General features: G+C 62.0%; 14 protein-coding genes. 10 read left to right on the top strand and 4 right to left on the bottom strand.

What is annotated here, in order from left to right; genetic code table 11:
• Positions 1 to 190: 190 nt before the first annotated feature.
• On the bottom strand, positions 191 to 1,615 hold the full coding sequence (locus tag BN1188_RS05415) for an aspartate ammonia-lyase (RefSeq protein ID WP_040260358.1): 1,425 nt from the start codon (positions 1,613 to 1,615) through the stop codon (positions 191 to 193).
• Positions 1,616 to 1,789: 174 nt separating this feature from the next.
• Here BN1188_RS05415 and BN1188_RS05410 point away from each other — a divergent pair, with 174 nt between their 5' ends.
• Positions 1,790 to 2,695, top strand: a complete 906-nt coding sequence (locus BN1188_RS05410; protein WP_040260564.1) for a LysR substrate-binding domain-containing protein — start codon at positions 1,790 to 1,792, stop codon at positions 2,693 to 2,695.
• On the opposite strand, the gene BN1188_RS05405 is transcribed toward BN1188_RS05410, so the two are convergent.
• Complete coding sequence (locus BN1188_RS05405; RefSeq protein WP_040260357.1) at positions 2,696 to 3,343, bottom strand: zinc metalloprotease; 648 nt, start codon at positions 3,341 to 3,343, stop codon at positions 2,696 to 2,698.
• 296 nt (positions 3,344 to 3,639) lie between these two features.
• Between BN1188_RS05405 and purE the strand changes: the two genes are divergently transcribed.
• From purE to BN1188_RS05385, 4 genes are all read left to right on the top strand, one after another.
• The gene (purE, locus tag BN1188_RS05400) at positions 3,640 to 4,131 is read left to right on the top strand and encodes a 5-(carboxyamino)imidazole ribonucleotide mutase (protein WP_040260356.1); all 492 of its coding nucleotides are present in this window, start codon (positions 3,640 to 3,642) and stop codon (positions 4,129 to 4,131) included.
• Positions 4,132 to 4,134: 3 nt separating this feature from the next.
• The gene (locus BN1188_RS05395; protein ID WP_040260355.1) at positions 4,135 to 5,217 is read left to right on the top strand and encodes a 5-(carboxyamino)imidazole ribonucleotide synthase; all 1,083 of its coding nucleotides are present in this window, start codon (positions 4,135 to 4,137) and stop codon (positions 5,215 to 5,217) included.
• Between the two features lie 111 nt (positions 5,218 to 5,328).
• The gene (locus BN1188_RS05390) at positions 5,329 to 5,577 is read left to right on the top strand and encodes a GlsB/YeaQ/YmgE family stress response membrane protein (protein ID WP_040260354.1); all 249 of its coding nucleotides are present in this window, start codon (positions 5,329 to 5,331) and stop codon (positions 5,575 to 5,577) included.
• Between the two features lie 95 nt (positions 5,578 to 5,672).
• Entirely contained in the window at positions 5,673 to 6,209 is a 537-nt protein-coding gene (locus tag BN1188_RS05385; protein ID WP_040260353.1) for a DUF3299 domain-containing protein, read from the top strand.
• A gap of 108 nt (positions 6,210 to 6,317) precedes the next feature.
• Here BN1188_RS05385 and BN1188_RS05380 read toward each other — a convergent pair whose 3' ends face one another.
• Together BN1188_RS05380 and BN1188_RS05375 are read right to left on the bottom strand one after the other, a co-directional pair.
• The gene (locus tag BN1188_RS05380; protein WP_040260352.1) at positions 6,318 to 7,220 is read right to left on the bottom strand and encodes a D-hexose-6-phosphate mutarotase; all 903 of its coding nucleotides are present in this window, start codon (positions 7,218 to 7,220) and stop codon (positions 6,318 to 6,320) included.
• Between the two features lie 116 nt (positions 7,221 to 7,336).
• Positions 7,337 to 7,738, bottom strand: a complete 402-nt coding sequence (locus BN1188_RS05375) for an acyl-CoA thioesterase (RefSeq protein ID WP_040260351.1) — start codon at positions 7,736 to 7,738, stop codon at positions 7,337 to 7,339.
• Positions 7,739 to 7,946: 208 nt separating this feature from the next.
• Between BN1188_RS05375 and BN1188_RS05370 the strand changes: the two genes are divergently transcribed.
• The 5 genes from BN1188_RS05370 to pstB all read left to right on the top strand — a co-directional run bounded on the left by BN1188_RS05370 (position 7,947) and on the right by pstB (position 15,274).
• Positions 7,947 to 9,248: an MFS transporter gene (locus BN1188_RS05370; protein WP_040260350.1), complete on the top strand. Its 1,302-nt coding sequence runs from the start codon at positions 7,947 to 7,949 to the stop codon at positions 9,246 to 9,248.
• Positions 9,249 to 9,351: 103 nt separating this feature from the next.
• The gene (locus tag BN1188_RS05365; RefSeq protein ID WP_040260349.1) at positions 9,352 to 10,344 is read left to right on the top strand and encodes a PstS family phosphate ABC transporter substrate-binding protein; all 993 of its coding nucleotides are present in this window, start codon (positions 9,352 to 9,354) and stop codon (positions 10,342 to 10,344) included.
• Positions 10,345 to 10,431: 87 nt separating this feature from the next.
• Complete coding sequence (locus BN1188_RS05360; protein WP_040260347.1) at positions 10,432 to 12,702, top strand: ABC transporter permease subunit; 2,271 nt, start codon at positions 10,432 to 10,434, stop codon at positions 12,700 to 12,702.
• A 31-nt stretch (positions 12,703 to 12,733) separates the two neighbouring features.
• Complete coding sequence (pstA, locus tag BN1188_RS05355; RefSeq protein WP_040260346.1) at positions 12,734 to 14,386, top strand: phosphate ABC transporter permease PstA; 1,653 nt, start codon at positions 12,734 to 12,736, stop codon at positions 14,384 to 14,386.
• Between the two features lie 54 nt (positions 14,387 to 14,440).
• Positions 14,441 to 15,274 carry a phosphate ABC transporter ATP-binding protein PstB gene (gene pstB / locus BN1188_RS05350; RefSeq protein WP_040260345.1) on the top strand — a complete coding sequence of 278 codons (834 nt, stop codon included), beginning with the start codon at positions 14,441 to 14,443 and terminating at the stop codon, positions 15,272 to 15,274.
• Positions 15,275 to 15,301: the final 27 nt, after the last annotated feature.

Raw genomic sequence — 15,301 nt, 5'->3', positions numbered from 1 at the left:
GCGCCGACGAAAAGCCGCGCACTATACCTGTGAATGGAAAACACGTCTGCCCAGCCTTGGTGCGAAAAAGCGGGAGATTCCCGCAAAATTGACCCAACGGTAGACGCGCAGGCAAAAAAAGAGCCCCAGGATGGGGCTCGAAAAAAGGGTGAGAGGTGTCTAGTCCCTCAGCCTGGTGATCAGGGTGTCATCACGCCTTCAACGGCACCAGCCGCGGCGCGATCATGTTTTCAGGGCGCAGGATGTCCGCCAGCATGGCTTCGTCCAGCAAGGCTTCCTCACGTACCAGTTCCAGTACGCCACGGCCGGTTTCCAGGGCCGTGCGGGCGACCCGGGTCGCGTTTTCATAGCCGATATAGGGATTGAGCGCGGTGACCAGCCCAATGGAGTGTTCCACCAGCTCGCGGCAGCGTTGCTCGTTGGCGGTGATGCCGACCACGCAATGCTCGCGCAACATGTCCATTGCCCGCTGCAGAGTACGGATGGAGTCGAAGATCTTGTAGGCGATCAGCGGCTCCATCACGTTCAGCTGCAGCTGGCCGCCTTCTGCCGCGATGGTCAGCGCCAGGTCGTTGCCCATGATCTCGAAGGCCACCATGTTCACGGCTTCAGGGATCACCGGGTTCACCTTGCCGGGCATGATCGAGCTGCCTGGCTGACGGGCTGGCAGGTTGATTTCGTTGATCCCGGTACGGGGGCCGCTGGACAGCAGGCGCAGGTCGTTGCAGATCTTCGACAGCTTCACTGCGGTGCGCTTGAGCATGCCGGAAAAGAGCACGAAGGCGCCCATGTCCGAGGTCGCTTCGATGAGGTCGGCGGCAGGTACCAGGGGCTGACCACTGATGGTAGCCAGGCGCGCCACGGCCAGATGTTGGTAGCGGGGGTCGGCGTTGATGCCGGTGCCAATGGCGGTACCGCCCAGGTTCACCTCGGTGAGCAGCTCAGGCGCCAGGGTGCGCAGGCGTTGCAGATCCTCTCCCAGAGTCGTGGCGAACGCCTGGAATTCCTGGCCCAGAGTCATGGGCACCGCGTCCTGCAGCTGGGTACGGCCCATCTTCAGAACGTGAGCGAACTCGCGACCCTTGCTGGCGAACGCCTGGATCAGGCTGTCCAGGCTGGCCAGCAGTGCATCGTGCCCCAACAACAGGCCCAGACGAATCGCAGTGGGGTAGGCGTCGTTGGTGGACTGGGCCATGTTCACATCGTTGTTGGGGTGCAGGTACTGGTATTCACCTTTCTGCTTGCCCATGGCCTCCAGGCCGATGTTGGCGATCACTTCGTTGGCGTTCATGTTCGTGGATGTGCCAGCGCCGCCCTGGATCATGTCCACCACGAACTGGTCGTGGAAGTCGCCGCGGATAAGGCGTGCACAGGCTTCGCTGATAGCCGCGTGCTTGCTGGCGCTGAGGTGACCCAGCTCGCGGTTCGCATCGGCCGCTGCCTGCTTGACCATGGCCAGCGCCACGACCAGTTTGGGGTAGTGGGACAATGGCACGCCGGAGAGGCGGAAATTGTTCACGGCGCGCAGCGTCTGGATGCCGTAGTAGGCATCGGCGGGGACTTCGAGGGTGCCGAGAAGGTCTTTTTCGATGCGCGGTGATGCAGCGGAGGACATGATAGCGATCAGCTCTGAGTTAGCCCGGTAAGCACCGGAATGCTGCCAATACTGCGCTTTGAGGGCATAATCCGGCCAATGCTGTTGCTTGCTGCCCTATGCACAAACGGCATAAAGGTGGGTGTGACGAATGGTCGCTCCCGAACGTGTGCCGCTTCGTTAAGGACGTGCCCCCTGAATATCGAAACCAAGTGGCTTGAAGACCTCAGTGCCCTGGCGGCTACCCGTAGTTTTTCCCAGGCTGCTGAGCGGCGTTTCGTTACCCAACCTGCTTTCAGTCGGAGAATCCGCAGTCTGGAGGCGGCCCTGGGTCTGACCCTGGTCAATCGAGCCAAGACGCCCATCGAGCTGACCGAGGCAGGCCAGCTGTTCCTGGTGACCGCGCGCAACGTGGTGGAGCAGGTCAGCGAGGCCTTGCGTCACCTTCACCACCTGGAGGGCGGCCCTGGAGAAGTGATTCAGGTCGCGGCAGCACACTCTCTGGCTCTGGGCTTCTTCCCCGGCTGGATCGCCCGGCTGCGCAACGAGGGCCTGCCCATGGCCACGCGCCTGGTGGCCACGAACGTGGGCGAGGCTATCCATGCCCTGCGTGAGGGCGGCTGCGATATCATGCTGGCGTTCTATGATCCAGAGGCCACCTTGCAGATGGACCCGGACATTTTCCCGTCCCTGCACCTGGGCGCGACGGAAATGTTGCCGGTGTGTTCGGTGGCCGCCGATGGCAGCGCCTTGTTCAACCTCGACAGCGGCGCCAGCGTGCCTTTGCTGGCCTATGGCACAGGCGCGTTTCTGGGGCGTTCCGTGAATGCCTTGCTAAGGCAGCGGGGGCTGCGCTACACCACGGTCTACGAGACAGCCATGGCCGACAGCCTCAAGACCATGGCCTTGCAAGGGCTGGGGGTCGCCTGGGTGCCGCGATTGAGTGTTACAGCGGAACTGAACCGTGGCGAGTTGGTGGTTTGCGGCGCGCCTCACTGGCACATCCCCTTGGAAATTCGCCTGTACCGTTGTTCGCTGGTACGCAAGGCCAGCGTGCGGCTGCTTTGGCGCAAGCTGGAGGCGCCTGCCAACCGTGGTTGATCAGGGGGCTTCTGAAAGGTAGGCCGCGATGGCTTCCCGATTCTTGTCACTATAGCGGTAGCAGTTCGAGCGTAGGCTCAGGCGCGCTGGATACGTATAGCTTTCGCAGAACCAGCCGTTGAACAGCACTTCCGCATTTTCATGGGTAGCGCCGAACATATGGCCTAGTTCGTGCCCGACGGCGGAGAAGGTCTTGACCGAGGCCCAGCCGGCCGGGCCTTTCAACTCTGCCTCGCCTACACGTTCGGGCTGACTGGGGTCATCAGGCAGGTAGCTGTCAGCCACGAGCAAGAGGGTTTTATCGATTCTCCGATTCACCTCGGCACTGCCCCGGTTGGCCCAGTAGTCTTCGTTATAACCGCCCAGGATGTAGACCAGCCGCCTTCGATCATCGATTCGATAATCCAGGTCGGAAATACCAGGTGTGTCACGGTTGAAGCGAATGTCTATGCGCCGGTCAGTGATTCGCTGCATTTCCCTGACCCAAGGCGCGAAGTAGTCGCTTTCCAAACGTTCGTGCATAGCCTCTGGTACATCGTCATGAATCACCACATTCAGGCGAATGGGAAGCGGCTCGGCCAGGGCAGGGGGGCTGAGCAGCAGGAGGGCGAGCATGATTGTAGCGCGGCTGCCTAAGGTAGTGTGCATGGGGTCCATCCTTAGAATCAGGCGTCATTGCCTGATGTCTATCCAAGCAGGCCTGTTGCCCGCGCTTGAGGCCAGACAAGCACGCCTGCCTGAAGGAATCGATGCCGATGTTTGTAGGATGTGGTTCTCCGAGCGGTTGCCCTGTTAGGCCTTCGCGTTTCGCCGCATTGGGGTATACTGCGCGGCCTTTGGCCAATGGGTGATCTGGCCTGCGAACCCAAGTCAAGCCACGCTGCATTGCCGCGTGGCTTGTTGTTTCTGCCGCGCCGCTGGCGCCCGAAAGAAGAGGCTCGACGATGAGTGCACTGGTTGGCGTGATCATGGGCTCCAAGTCCGATTGGTCCACCCTCAGCCACACCGCCGACATGCTGGATAAGCTCGGTATCCCCTACGAGGTGAAAGTGGTGTCGGCGCACCGCACCCCAGACCTGCTATTCCAATATGCCGATGAAGCCGAAGGGCGCGGCCTGGAGGTCATCATCGCGGGCGCGGGCGGTGCCGCGCACTTGCCGGGCATGTGCGCCGCCAAGACCCACCTCCCCGTGCTTGGCGTGCCAGTGCAGTCCTCCATGCTTTCAGGTGTCGACTCCCTGCTTTCGATCGTGCAGATGCCCGCGGGCGTTCCGGTGGCGACCTTGGCCATAGGCAAGGCTGGCGCCATCAATGCCGCCCTGCTGGCGGCGAGCATATTGGGGGGCAAGTATCCTCAGTTCCATGATGCCCTGGTGCGCTTCCGCACCGAGCAGACGAGCACTGTGCTGGACAACCCGGACCCGCGTGAGGCCTGAGTCATGAAAATCGGTGTGATCGGTGGTGGCCAGCTCGGCCGCATGCTTGCTCTGGCGGGGACGCCCCTGGGAATGGAGTTCGCCTTCCTTGACCCGGCCGAAGACGCTTGTGCCGCCGCGCTGGGCGATCACCTGTGCGCCGGCTACGCTGACGAGTCCGCGCTGCGCCAGCTCGCCGACGGCGTGGACCTGGTCACTTTCGAATTCGAAAGCGTGCCCGCTGAAACCGTCGCGTTCCTGTCCAACTTCGTGCCGGTATACCCGAGCGCCGAGGCATTGCGTGTCGCCCGTGATCGCTGGTTCGAGAAAAGCCTGTTCCGAGAGCTGGGCATACCCACCCCCGAATTCGCTGACATCCAGTCCCAGGCGGACCTGGACGCTGCGGTTGCTACCATCGGCCTGCCCGCGGTGCTCAAGACCCGTACCCTCGGCTACGACGGCAAGGGCCAGAAGGTGCTGCGAACACCCGAAGATGTGACAGGTACCTTTGCCGAACTGGGCGGCGTGCCTTGCCTGCTCGAGGGCTTCGTGCCCTTTACTGGCGAAGTTTCGCTGGTTGCCGTGCGCGCGCGGGGTGGTGAAACCCGCTTCTACCCGCTGGCCCACAATGTTCATGAAAGCGGCATCCTCAAGCTTTCCGTGGCCAGTAGCGCTCATCCCTTGCAAGCCCTGGCCGAAGACTACCTGGGCCGGGTGATGGACAAGCTCGACTACGTCGGGGTGCTTGCCTTCGAATTCTTTGAAGTGGACGGCGGCCTCAAGGCCAACGAGATTGCTCCACGAGTGCACAATTCCGGTCACTGGACCATCGAAGGTGCCGAGTGCAGCCAGTTCGAGAACCACCTGCGGGCCATTGCCGGCTTGCCGCTGGGTTCTACCGCCAAGGTAGGGGAGAGTGCCATGGTCAATTTCATTGGCCAGGTTCCGAGCATCGAGGATGTCATCGCCGTGGAAGGCTGCCATTTGCACCATTACGGAAAGGCTTTCAAGCCAGGCCGGAAGGTAGGGCATGCCACCCTGCGCTGCGCCGATGAGGCCAGCTTGCGCAACGCCATCGCCCAGGTGCAAGGCCTGGTTCAAGGCTGACCTAGGGTTCCAGGCCTGTCCTAAAGCCGCTCGGAACCTCCGTCACGCTTTGCCCTCTCATTGCAAGACGCCGGCGCACGCTGCCGGCCTTGTTAAGGAAAGGGGATATCCATGGGCATTATCGGAACCATCATCATTGGCTTCATCGTCGGCTTGCTGGCGCGCTTCCTCAAACCCGGCGACGACAGCATGGGCTGGATCATGACCATCCTGCTGGGCATCGGTGGCTCGTTGGCCGCTACCTATGGCGGGCAAGCCCTGGGCATCTATCGGGCCGGTGAAGGCGCGGGCTTCCTTGGCGCGCTGGTGGGCGCGATCATCCTGTTGGTCATCTACGGCATGATCAAGAAGAACGACTAAGGTCCTTGCCGCGAACGAGGGTAGGGCTTGTACGGAAAGTAGGCTGATCTGCGTACAAAGCCTAGAATGCAGCCCTCGTTCGTGGAGACCATTGAATGCGCGCCTTATTGCTTGCCTGCTTGATGTCTTTTTGCGCTGTGGCTTGGGCGGAACCGCCCGAAACAGACTGGCTGGCGTTGATGCCCCAGTCGGACCAGAAAGCCCTGGAGGCCATGCCCGAGATCGACCACAACACTCCCGAATCGGCGGGCGCCTTCACCCAAAAAGGCGGCCTGAAGAACCCCAAAGGGTTACCCGCGGTGATGTACTCCACCAAGACCGTGTCCGGGATGGATGGCAAGACCATCCGCATTGGCGGCTACCCTGTGCCTCTGGAAACCGATGCGAAGGGCCGCAGCACAGTCTTTTTCCTGGTGCCCTATCCCGGCGCCTGCATCCACGTTCCGCCACCTCCACCAAACCAGCTCATCCTCATTCGCTACCCCAAGGGTTTAAAGCTGACCGATATCTACACGCCGCTTTGGGCCATCGGCACCCTCAAGATAGAGAAGGTGAGCAATGACCTGGCGGATGCCGCGTATGCCATGGATGCCAGCAAGGTACGCGTGGTTGAAGACAAGGACCTGAACTGACCTCCATTTGTTGGGTAGCGAGGGGCGCCCGGTGGGTGTCTGCGCAGCTGGCGATTCTTTCTGAAAGCATTCGGCAGCTAGCGCAGCCCCGATCTCATGAGCTGACGCTTAAACCAGCGGTTCGCTGGACACGGTCACGGCCAGAGTATGGGCTTCGCCGGGGCCGAGGCGCTTGGCGTCGGCCATGACGTTGGCGGTTTCGATGCAGAACATACGCTGCCAGCCGTCATTGGCCATGTCCGGCAAGGCGCTGGCGCGTTCGATCCAAGGGTTCCAGATGACGGCGCTGGCCGAGCCCTGGGTGTCGATGAGGATGCGGCGCTTCCATTCGCTATCGGCGATGGTCAGCCGCGCCGGAGTATCCAGGTAGATCCGGTCGGTTTCGCCGGTGACTTCGAGCCGACCTTGCTGAGTGCGTCGAGCCCAGTCTTCCAGGGTTTCGATGTACTCCAGGCCGGCGACTTCCTCTACCGCGACCTGACGAACATCGCTCACCGCAAAATAAGTATGCAGCGCCTGGCTCAGGTGTATGTCTTCACGGCCCAGGTTGAGCGTCGTCAGGGCGAGCGTGAGGGTATCGGCCAGCTCGATCTCCAGCTCGAGGCGAGCCGCGTGCGGCCAGCCAGGCAGGCCACCATCGGCCTCGGGCAGGGTAAAGGTGAGCGTGACCTTGTCGTCGCTGATCTGCGGTTCGCCTAGGCTCCATTTCAGCGTACGCACCAGCCCATGTGCCGTTGCTGGCTCGGAAGACTGCCGCATCTGCTGAATGGCCTCAGGGTTGCGCGCCAGGTTGCCGAACCAGGGCCAGCACACCGGGATTCCGGCACGGATCGCCGCGCCCTCCTTGAACTGCGCATGATCATTGAGCCAGATCAAAGGCTGCTCGCCAGTGCGCTTGTAGCTCAGGACCTGCGCGCCTTGCTCTGCTACCAGCAACTCGGCATGGGCGGTAGTGACCTGCCAGATGTCCAGTTCGCCTTGCTTGAGCTTTTCCAGCTTTGGGGCCGCCATATCGCTTCCTCGATATCAGATTGGTGTGGCGTTGACCATCGAACGGGCGGCAAGTTTAGGCGTGGCGCCCATGGGGCCAGGCTCGCTGTCGATCGTCCCGGCAAGCCTTCGCAGGCTCAGCGGCGGGGCGGAACGCTGCGGGTGCGCCCGCTCCCATCAATGGCCACGAAGACGAAGACCGCTTCGGTAACCTTGCGCCATTCGCTGGACAGTGGATCATCGCTCCAGACCTCGACCATCATTTGAATCGAGCTACGCCCCACTTGCAGGGTCTGGGTGTAGAAGGATAGCTGAGCGCCCACGGGTACCGGCACCAGGAACGCCATGCGGTCGATGGACACCGTAGCCACCCTGCCGCCAGCCACCTTGCTGGCCATGGCCGTGCCAGCCAGGTCCATCTGGGACACCAGCCAGCCACCGAAGATGTCACCAAAACCGTTGGCCTCGCGGGGAAGCGCGGTGATCTGTAGGGCCAGGTCGCCCTGGGGGATAGGATCTTCTTGTTCGAGTTCAATCATGCCGGGGGCCTCGGACCCATGACTTCGAAAGGATGAAGCGGTAAGCGGTCGCGTCGTTCAAGCCAGTATATAGAGCCATGCCTGGGTACATAACCGTTCAATCACAGATATATGTGCCTGCTAAAGCAATTTGCTATCTTCCATGACCCGGCTGCGCCAAGCGCAGGCGGAGCCTGCTGCCGAACGCGATCAATAAGAGAACCGAGCCATGAGCACCGCTCCTTCCAGCGCCGCGTCCATCTCGCGCCCGCTGAACCGTAACGATTACAAGACCTTATCGCTGTCGGCCCTTGGCGGCGCGCTGGAGTTCTACGACTTCGTCATTTTCGTGTTCTTCGTGGTCGTGATCAGCAAATCATTCTTTCCCCCGGACATGCCCCAATGGGTCAGCCAGGTGCAATCGTTCGGGGTATTTGCCGCCGGCTACCTTGCCCGCCCCCTGGGTGGCGTGATCATGGCGCACTTCGGTGATGTGCTGGGCCGCAAGAAGATGTTCACCCTGAGCATCTTCATGATGGCGGTGCCTACGTTGTTGATGGGGCTGCTGCCCACCTATGCTCAGATCGGTATCGCCGCGCCTTTGCTCCTGTTGCTGCTGCGCATCATCCAGGGCGCGGCCATCGGTGGCGAGGTTCCCGGCGCCTGGGTGTTTGTTTCCGAGCACGTTCCGGTGCGCAACATAGGCTATGCCTGCGGTACCCTGACCTCGGGCCTGACCACAGGCATCCTGCTGGGCTCGCTGGTGGCAACGGTTATCAACAGCCTGTTCGCGCCTGAGGAAGTGCTGGCCTACGCCTGGCGGATACCCTTCATCCTTGGCGGCGTATTTGGCCTGGTATCGGTCTTCTTGCGCCGCTGGCTGCATGAAACCCCCCTGTTCGTCGAGCTGCAGCAGCGCAAGGCTCTGGCCGAGCAGCCTCTGCGGGCTGTGCTCAAGAGTCATCGTTCAGCGATCGTGATGTCCATGCTTCTGACCTGGCTGCTTACCGCAGGCATAGTCGTGGTCATCCTGATGACGCCGACCCTGTTGCAGACGCTCTACAAGTTTCCAGCCAAGGAGGCGATGCAGGCCAACAGCCTGGCGATCCTCTTCCTGAGCCTCGGTTGTATCCTTTCGGGCGCCCTCGCGGACCGCTTCGGGGCAGGGAAAGTGTTCATGTTCGGCAGTGTCGCCCTCGGCGTCACCTCCTGGACGCTCTATCACAGCCTGCAGGCTCATCCGGACTGGCTGTTCCCGTTGTACGCGGTTACCGGCCTGTGCGTAGGGGTCATTGGCGCCGTGCCCTATGTAATGGTCACGATTTTTCCTACCGCGGTACGTTTCAGCGGGCTATCGTTCTCGTACAACCTGGCATATGCCATTTTCGGTGGTCTTACGCCAGTTATCGTCACCATGATGATCAAGCTCAGCCCCATGGGGCCTGCCTGGTACGTGGCCGGGCTCTGTGTATTGGGCTTCGCGTTGGGGTTCATGCTCTGGCAACGTCGGCGCAGCGGCATAGCGGTCTAGAAACGCTGCTGTCATCTGGATGTAACATTGAGCCTGTATGCTCCGGGGTTTGTCCGCGCAAGCGGTGTTGCCGGTTACCCTTGCGTCCTGCGCCGGAGCATTCATGAAGTTCAAGTGCCTGATGGCGATAATCGGAGCCTCGGCCAGCCTGGCGACTGCCACCGCGGCGGCGTCGCCCGAGTTGCAAGGATACGCTCCGGCGACAAGCATCTCTGGCACCTTGACCAGCGTTGGCTCCGATACCTTGGCCAACCTCATGGCGCTCTGGGCCAATGCATTCCAGCGCGCCTACCCCAGCGTCAACGTGCAGGTGCAGGCGGCTGGCTCTTCCACTGCGCCGCCGGCCCTGATCCAGGGCACCGCCAGCTTCGGCCCGATGAGCCGGAAAATGAAGGATGTAGAGGTTGAAGCCTTCGAGCGTCGATATGGCTACAAGCCTACCGCCGTCGCGGTGGCTATCGATGCCTTGGCCATCTTCGTGAACAAGGACAACCCGATCGCGGGGCTGACGTTGGGGCAACTCGACGCCATCTTTTCCACCACGCTGTTGTGTGGCGCCAACGGGTCGATCAAGCGTTGGGGTGACCTGGGAGTGGCAGGCAGCCTGGCGCACCAGCCCCTGCAATTGTTCGGTCGCAATTCCGCCTCGGGTACCTATGGCTACTTCAAGGAGCAGGCGCTGTGCAAAGGGGATTTCAAAGCCCAGGTAAACGAGCAGCCAGGGTCAGCATCGGTGGTTCAAGGCGTAAGCAGTTCGCCTAATGGCATAGGGTATTCAGGCATTGGCTATACCACAGCCAGCGTTCATACCGTGCCTCTGGCTCGGACTGAAGAAGGGCCCTATGTGGAAGCAACCGAAGCCAATGCGATCAATGGCAGTTACCCTTTGGCCCGGTACCTCTATATCTATGTGAACAAGCCGCCTGGCCGGCCCATGTCGCCGTTGGAAGGCGAGTTCCTGAAGTTGATCCTGTCCGCGAGCGGGCAAGAGCTGGTGGCCCGCGATGGTTATATTCCGATACCCAGGGCGGTGGCCCGGCAAATGCTGGCCAGCCTGGGGCTCAGCGAAGAGCAAAGGCCTGCTCCAACCCGGTAAGGCGCTGGAAAATCTCTATTGCAACGGGTGGCGATGCTGTCACCATGATGTCATGTTTCTGTCATATAGGCCCGCTAGGGTGTGCGGATGAACGATCCGGCTGTAAGCAACGCAAGCTTTCGCGCAGCGCGCGCGGGCATCGATTTCAATACGCCGGCCCTGAGGCGGCATCGCCGGTTGCGTGCGCTCGTCGATCGTTTGACTCGCTGGTATGTCCTGGTAGGCGGGCTGGCGGTCCTGGCGGCCATCACCCTGATTTTCTTCTATCTGGGTTACGTAGTAGCGCCCTTGTTCCGAGGGGCCACCCTGAAGCCTGCCGCAGACGTCACCGCGCCCTGGCTGGTCTCTGCCGGGGAAGCGGCCCTGCTTACGCTCGAAGAGCAGAACCAGGTCGCCATGCGTGTTTCGATCGATGGCGCGGTAGTGTTCTTCGACGCTACCAACGGAGCACTCATCAGTCACGCCACCCTGCCGCTGCCCCCAGGAAGCCGAATCAGCACGGTCGCCAGGGATCTACCAGGCAAGGGGTTGGTGGCGTTAGGCTTGTCCAATGGCCAGGTGCTGTTCTTCCAGCATCGTTATCAGGCAACCTGGGCCGCAGGCACACGGCATATGGTGCCCAGCCTGGATTACCCCTATGGAGCCAAGCCGCTGGCGCTGGGCAAGGCCGGTGAGCCACTGGAGCACCTGGCCATCAATCGCGGCGACATGAGCCTGATCATCGCCGGTGCCAGTGCCGGCGGGTTCAACGTGCTGCGCATGAATCTTGCCGAGGGCGCGCCCACTACCACCGAACGTGTCGCGCTTGCACAAGTCACCGAGGTCGTGAACGCCCTCTACGTGGATGGCGGGCAGCGTTGGCTGTATGTGATAGGCGGCCGCGCCCATGTAGACGTCTTCGACCTGCGCGACCAGACGCTCAACGGCCGCTACAAGCTGCTGGAGGACGCCGACGCTCGGGTTACCGCCAGTGCACAGCTGGTGGGTGGGGCGTCGCTGCTGATCGGTAGCTCCACCGGCAGCATTGGCCAATGGTTCATGACTCGGGACCGTGATGGCGAGGCCAGACTCCAACATATCCGGGATTTCCAGCTTGGCCGGGCGCCAATTCGGCAGATCGAGCCAGAACAACGACGCAAGGGCTTTCTCGCACTGGACGACAGCGGCCTGCTGGGAGTATTTCACGCCACAGCGCATCGTACCCTGCTGACTGAACAGGTGGCCGGCGGCCCGGGCTTGCTCGCACTTTCGCCGCGGGCCAACCGAGTCCTGCTGGAAACCCCCGAGGGCATTTCCAGGTTCACCTTGCGCAACCCCCATCCGGAGGTTTCCTGGGCCGCGCTATGGGACAAGGTCTGGTACGAGCACTATGACCAGCCTGAGTATGTATGGCAGTCTACCGCCGCCAATTCGGACTTCGAGCCCAAGCTGAGCCTGGCGCCCCTGGCCTTCGGAACGTTCAAGGCCGCCCTTTACGCCATGTTGCTGGCGGCGCCCCTGGCAGTAGCCGCAGCCATTTATACGGCCTACTTCATGGCCCCGGTGATGCGTCGCAAGGTAAAGCCAGTCATCGAACTGATGGAGGCGCTGCCTACTGTCATACTGGGATTCATCGCGGGGCTGGTCCTGGCACCCTTTCTGGAAAGCCACCTGCCAGGCGTGTTCAGCCTGTTGTTGGTGCTTCCGCTGGGCATTCTGGCCCTTGGCATGATCTGGGGGCAATTGCCGGATCGCGTGCGCCTGCGCGTGCCCGAAGGCTGGGAAAGCGCACTGCTCATCCCGCTGGTCGTGCTGCTTGCCGTGGCCGCCCTCACTGCCAGCCCTTGGCTGGAGCAAGCCTTGTTCGCCGGTGACATGCGGCAATGGCTCACGCGCGAGCTTGGCCTGGACTTCGACCAGCGTAACGCCCTGGTCGTGGGCGCGGCCATGGGCTTTGCCGTTATCCCTACCATCTACTCCATTGCCGAGGATGCGATCTTCAACGTGCCTCGCAGCCTGACCTTCGGCTCGCTCGCACTCGGCGCCACGCCCTGGCAGACCCTGGTGCGCGTGGTGCTGCTCACCGCCAGCCCGGGGATTTTCTCTGCCTTGATGATTGGCCTCGGCCGCGCAGTGGGCGAAACCATGATCGTGCTCATGGCCACCGGCAACACGCCGATCATGGATATGAACCTTTTCGAGGGAATGCGCACCCTGGCGGCCAACGTAGCCATTGAAATGCCGGAGTCTGCTGTCGGTAGCAGTCACTATCGGGTGCTGTTCCTGGCAGCGCTGGTGTTGCTGCTGTTCACCTTTGCGATGAACACCCTGGCCGAGCTTATCCGCCAGCGGTTGCGCAGACACTATTCTTCGCTGTGAAAGGGGGCGAACGTTGAACAGGTTTTCCCCCATGGCATGGTTCCGCAGTGGAGCCCCTGGCGTCTGGCTGAGCGCGGGCGCGGTCTCCGTCGCGGTGATCATGACCCTCGGCCTATTGCTACTGATCGCCATAAAGGGGCTGGGGCACTTCTGGCCGGCAGGCTTGCTTCAGGCCACTTACCAAGTGCCGGGGCAGGCGCCGGTCACGCTGGTGGGTGAGGTAGTGGAGCAGGAGCGCAGTCCCCGACAGCGGCTGCGGGACGCAGGCCTGCCCCTGAGTGCCGATGGCGACCGCTGGGTGACCCGCATGCTGGTCAAGTTTGGTAATCGTGACCTGAATGGGACGGACTTCACCTGGGTTGTGGAGCCCTGGTTGGGCGAACGCGACTATCCGGCGGACCTGGTCACCCTTGAACGTCAGGAGTGGGGCAACTTCTATGGCCAGGTGGTTGCGCTCAAGGAGGCGGGGAACGTCGTAGCCGAAGGCCCGGCCGCATGGCCAGCGCTGCAGTCGCGCCTGGCTCGGGCCGCGGCGCTGGCTGCAGAGCTGGACCGCCTGCAGTCGGTCGAAGTGACAGGCATCAATCATGAGCTGGAACGCCTGCGCCTGGCGCAGCGCAGGCAAGCCCTCGAGAATCCACAGGGCCCTGGCGCCGAAGCGGATGCGGCGGCTGAGCGTGGCGCGCTCGAGGCCCGTTTGAGCGCGCTCGAAACCAGGGCTGAAAGCCTGCGGCAACAGGCGGCCCGCGACACAGTGGTGATGGCAGACGCCTCCGGCCGGCAGGTGGAGCTATACCTGAGCGATATACTGCATGCCTACCAGCCCAACGCCATGAGTGTTGCACAGAAGACGGGCGTCTATTTTGCGCGCCTGTGGGAATTCCTCAGCACCAACCCCCGGGAATCCAATACCGAGGGCGGCGTGTTCCCTGCGATTTTTGGAACCGTCATGATGACCCTGCTCATGGCCGTGGTGGTGACGCCTTTCGGGGTACTGGCGGCCGTTTACTTGCGAGAGTATGCCCGCCAGGGCTGGATGACCCGGATCATTCGCATCGCCGTGAACAACCTGGCCGGCGTGCCGGCGATTGTCTATGGCGTGTTCGGCCTGGGCTTCTTCGTTTACGTGCTGGGCGGCTCACTCGATCGATTGTTCTTCCCTGAGCGCCTGCCCGCGCCCACCCTGGGCACGCCCGGCCTGCTCTGGGCGTCCTTGACCCTGGCGCTGCTGTCGGTGCCGGTAGTGATAGTCGCGACTGAAGAGGGCCTGGCACGCATTCCCCGGTCGCTGCGCGAAGGTTCTCTCGCCCTTGGCGCTACCCAGGCCGAGACGCTTTGGAAAATCGTGCTGCCCATGGCCAGTCCCGCGATCATGACCGGCGTCATACTCGCCGTTGCCCGCGCCGCCGGGGAAGTGGCTCCGCTGATGTTGGTGGGTGTGGTCAAGCTGGCGCCTTCGTTGCCCGTGGACGGCAACTTCCCCTATGTGCATCTGGACCAGAAAATCATGCACCTGGGCTTTCACATTTATGACGTAGGCTTCCAGAGCCCGAACGTGGAAGCCGCGCGGCCGCTGGTGTACGCCACGGCCTTGCTGCTCGTGGCAGTCATCGGCCTGTTGAACCTTTCCGCGGTCGCGATGCGCAATCACCTGCGGGAAAAATACCGCGGCCTCGACACTTGATACACCAAGCGGCCATGGTCGCCTGTTTGACCCGCCAGGGTTACGGAGCTTTGAATGGAGCAACACACAACCGGCCGCCCCTTGGAGGCGGCCACCCTGGGCCGCAGGAAGCACGGACGCGACCCGGTCGTCGAAGACGTTGCCATCGAAGTGGCCGGCCTGAGCCTGTACTACGGCGCGCAGCAAGTGCTCCATGACATCGCCCTGAAGATTCCGCAGCGGCGCGTTACCTCGTTCATTGGTCCTTCCGGTTGCGGCAAGTCTACCTTGTTGCGGACCTTCAACCGGATGAACGACCTGGTCGAGGACTGCAAGGTGGTGGGCGCCGTGAACCTCTACGGACATGACATCTACCGCAAGGGCGAGGATGTGGCCGAGTTGCGTCGGCGTGTCGGCATGGTGTTCCAGAAGCCTAACCCGTTTCCCAAGACCATCTATGAGAACGTGGTCTATGGCTTGCGTATTCAGGGCATCAAGAAAAAGCGCATGCTCGATGAAGCCGTGGAGTGGGCGCTGCGCGGCGCGGCTTTGTGGGAAGAGGTCAAGGATCGCCTGCATGAGTCCGCGTTAGGGCTGTCCGGTGGTCAGCAGCAGCGGCTGGTCATCGCCCGCACCATCGCCGTGGAGCCCGAAGTGCTGCTGCTCGACGAACCCTGCTCGGCCCTGGACCCAATCTCCACCCTCAAGGTGGAAGAGCTGATCTACGAGCTCAAGACGCGCTACACCATCGTCATCGTCACTCACAACATGCAACAGGCCGCCCGGGTGTCGGACTACACCGCATTCATGCACCTGGGCAAGCTGGTAGAGTTCGGCGATACCGACCGGATGTTCACCAACCCGATGAAAAGGCAAACCGAAGACTACATCACCGGCCGATACGGTTGACCTTGCCGGCCACGCACCCCTGACGCC

It is taken from the genome of Pseudomonas massiliensis (assembly GCF_000826105.1).
Taxonomy (GTDB): Bacteria; Pseudomonadota; Gammaproteobacteria; order Pseudomonadales; family Pseudomonadaceae; genus Aquipseudomonas; species Aquipseudomonas massiliensis.
This window is presented reverse-complemented; position numbering and strand designations above follow the sequence as displayed.

What these genes read in the sequence shown, in the direction of transcription:
- BN1188_RS05390 (WP_040260354.1), top strand. Translation starts at nt 5,329, where the DNA reads ATGGGCATTATCGGAACCATCATCATTGGCTTCATCGTCGGCTTGCTG.
- BN1188_RS05375 (WP_040260351.1), bottom strand. Translation starts at nt 7,738, where the DNA reads ATGATTGAACTCGAACAAGAAGATCCTATCCCCCAGGGCGACCTGGCC.
- BN1188_RS05405 (WP_040260357.1), bottom strand. Translation starts at nt 3,343, where the DNA reads ATGCACACTACCTTAGGCAGCCGCGCTACAATCATGCTCGCCCTCCTG.
- pstB (WP_040260345.1), top strand. Translation starts at nt 14,441, where the DNA reads ATGGAGCAACACACAACCGGCCGCCCCTTGGAGGCGGCCACCCTGGGC.
- BN1188_RS05365 (WP_040260349.1), top strand. Translation starts at nt 9,352, where the DNA reads ATGAAGTTCAAGTGCCTGATGGCGATAATCGGAGCCTCGGCCAGCCTG.
- BN1188_RS05385 (WP_040260353.1), top strand. Translation starts at nt 5,673, where the DNA reads ATGCGCGCCTTATTGCTTGCCTGCTTGATGTCTTTTTGCGCTGTGGCT.
- pstA (WP_040260346.1), top strand. Translation starts at nt 12,734, where the DNA reads ATGGCATGGTTCCGCAGTGGAGCCCCTGGCGTCTGGCTGAGCGCGGGC.
- BN1188_RS05360 (WP_040260347.1), top strand. Translation starts at nt 10,432, where the DNA reads ATGAACGATCCGGCTGTAAGCAACGCAAGCTTTCGCGCAGCGCGCGCG.
- BN1188_RS05395 (WP_040260355.1), top strand. Translation starts at nt 4,135, where the DNA reads ATGAAAATCGGTGTGATCGGTGGTGGCCAGCTCGGCCGCATGCTTGCT.
- BN1188_RS05380 (WP_040260352.1), bottom strand. Translation starts at nt 7,220, where the DNA reads ATGGCGGCCCCAAAGCTGGAAAAGCTCAAGCAAGGCGAACTGGACATC.
- BN1188_RS05415 (WP_040260358.1), bottom strand. Translation starts at nt 1,615, where the DNA reads ATGTCCTCCGCTGCATCACCGCGCATCGAAAAAGACCTTCTCGGCACC.
- purE (WP_040260356.1), top strand. Translation starts at nt 3,640, where the DNA reads ATGAGTGCACTGGTTGGCGTGATCATGGGCTCCAAGTCCGATTGGTCC.
- BN1188_RS05370 (WP_040260350.1), top strand. Translation starts at nt 7,947, where the DNA reads ATGAGCACCGCTCCTTCCAGCGCCGCGTCCATCTCGCGCCCGCTGAAC.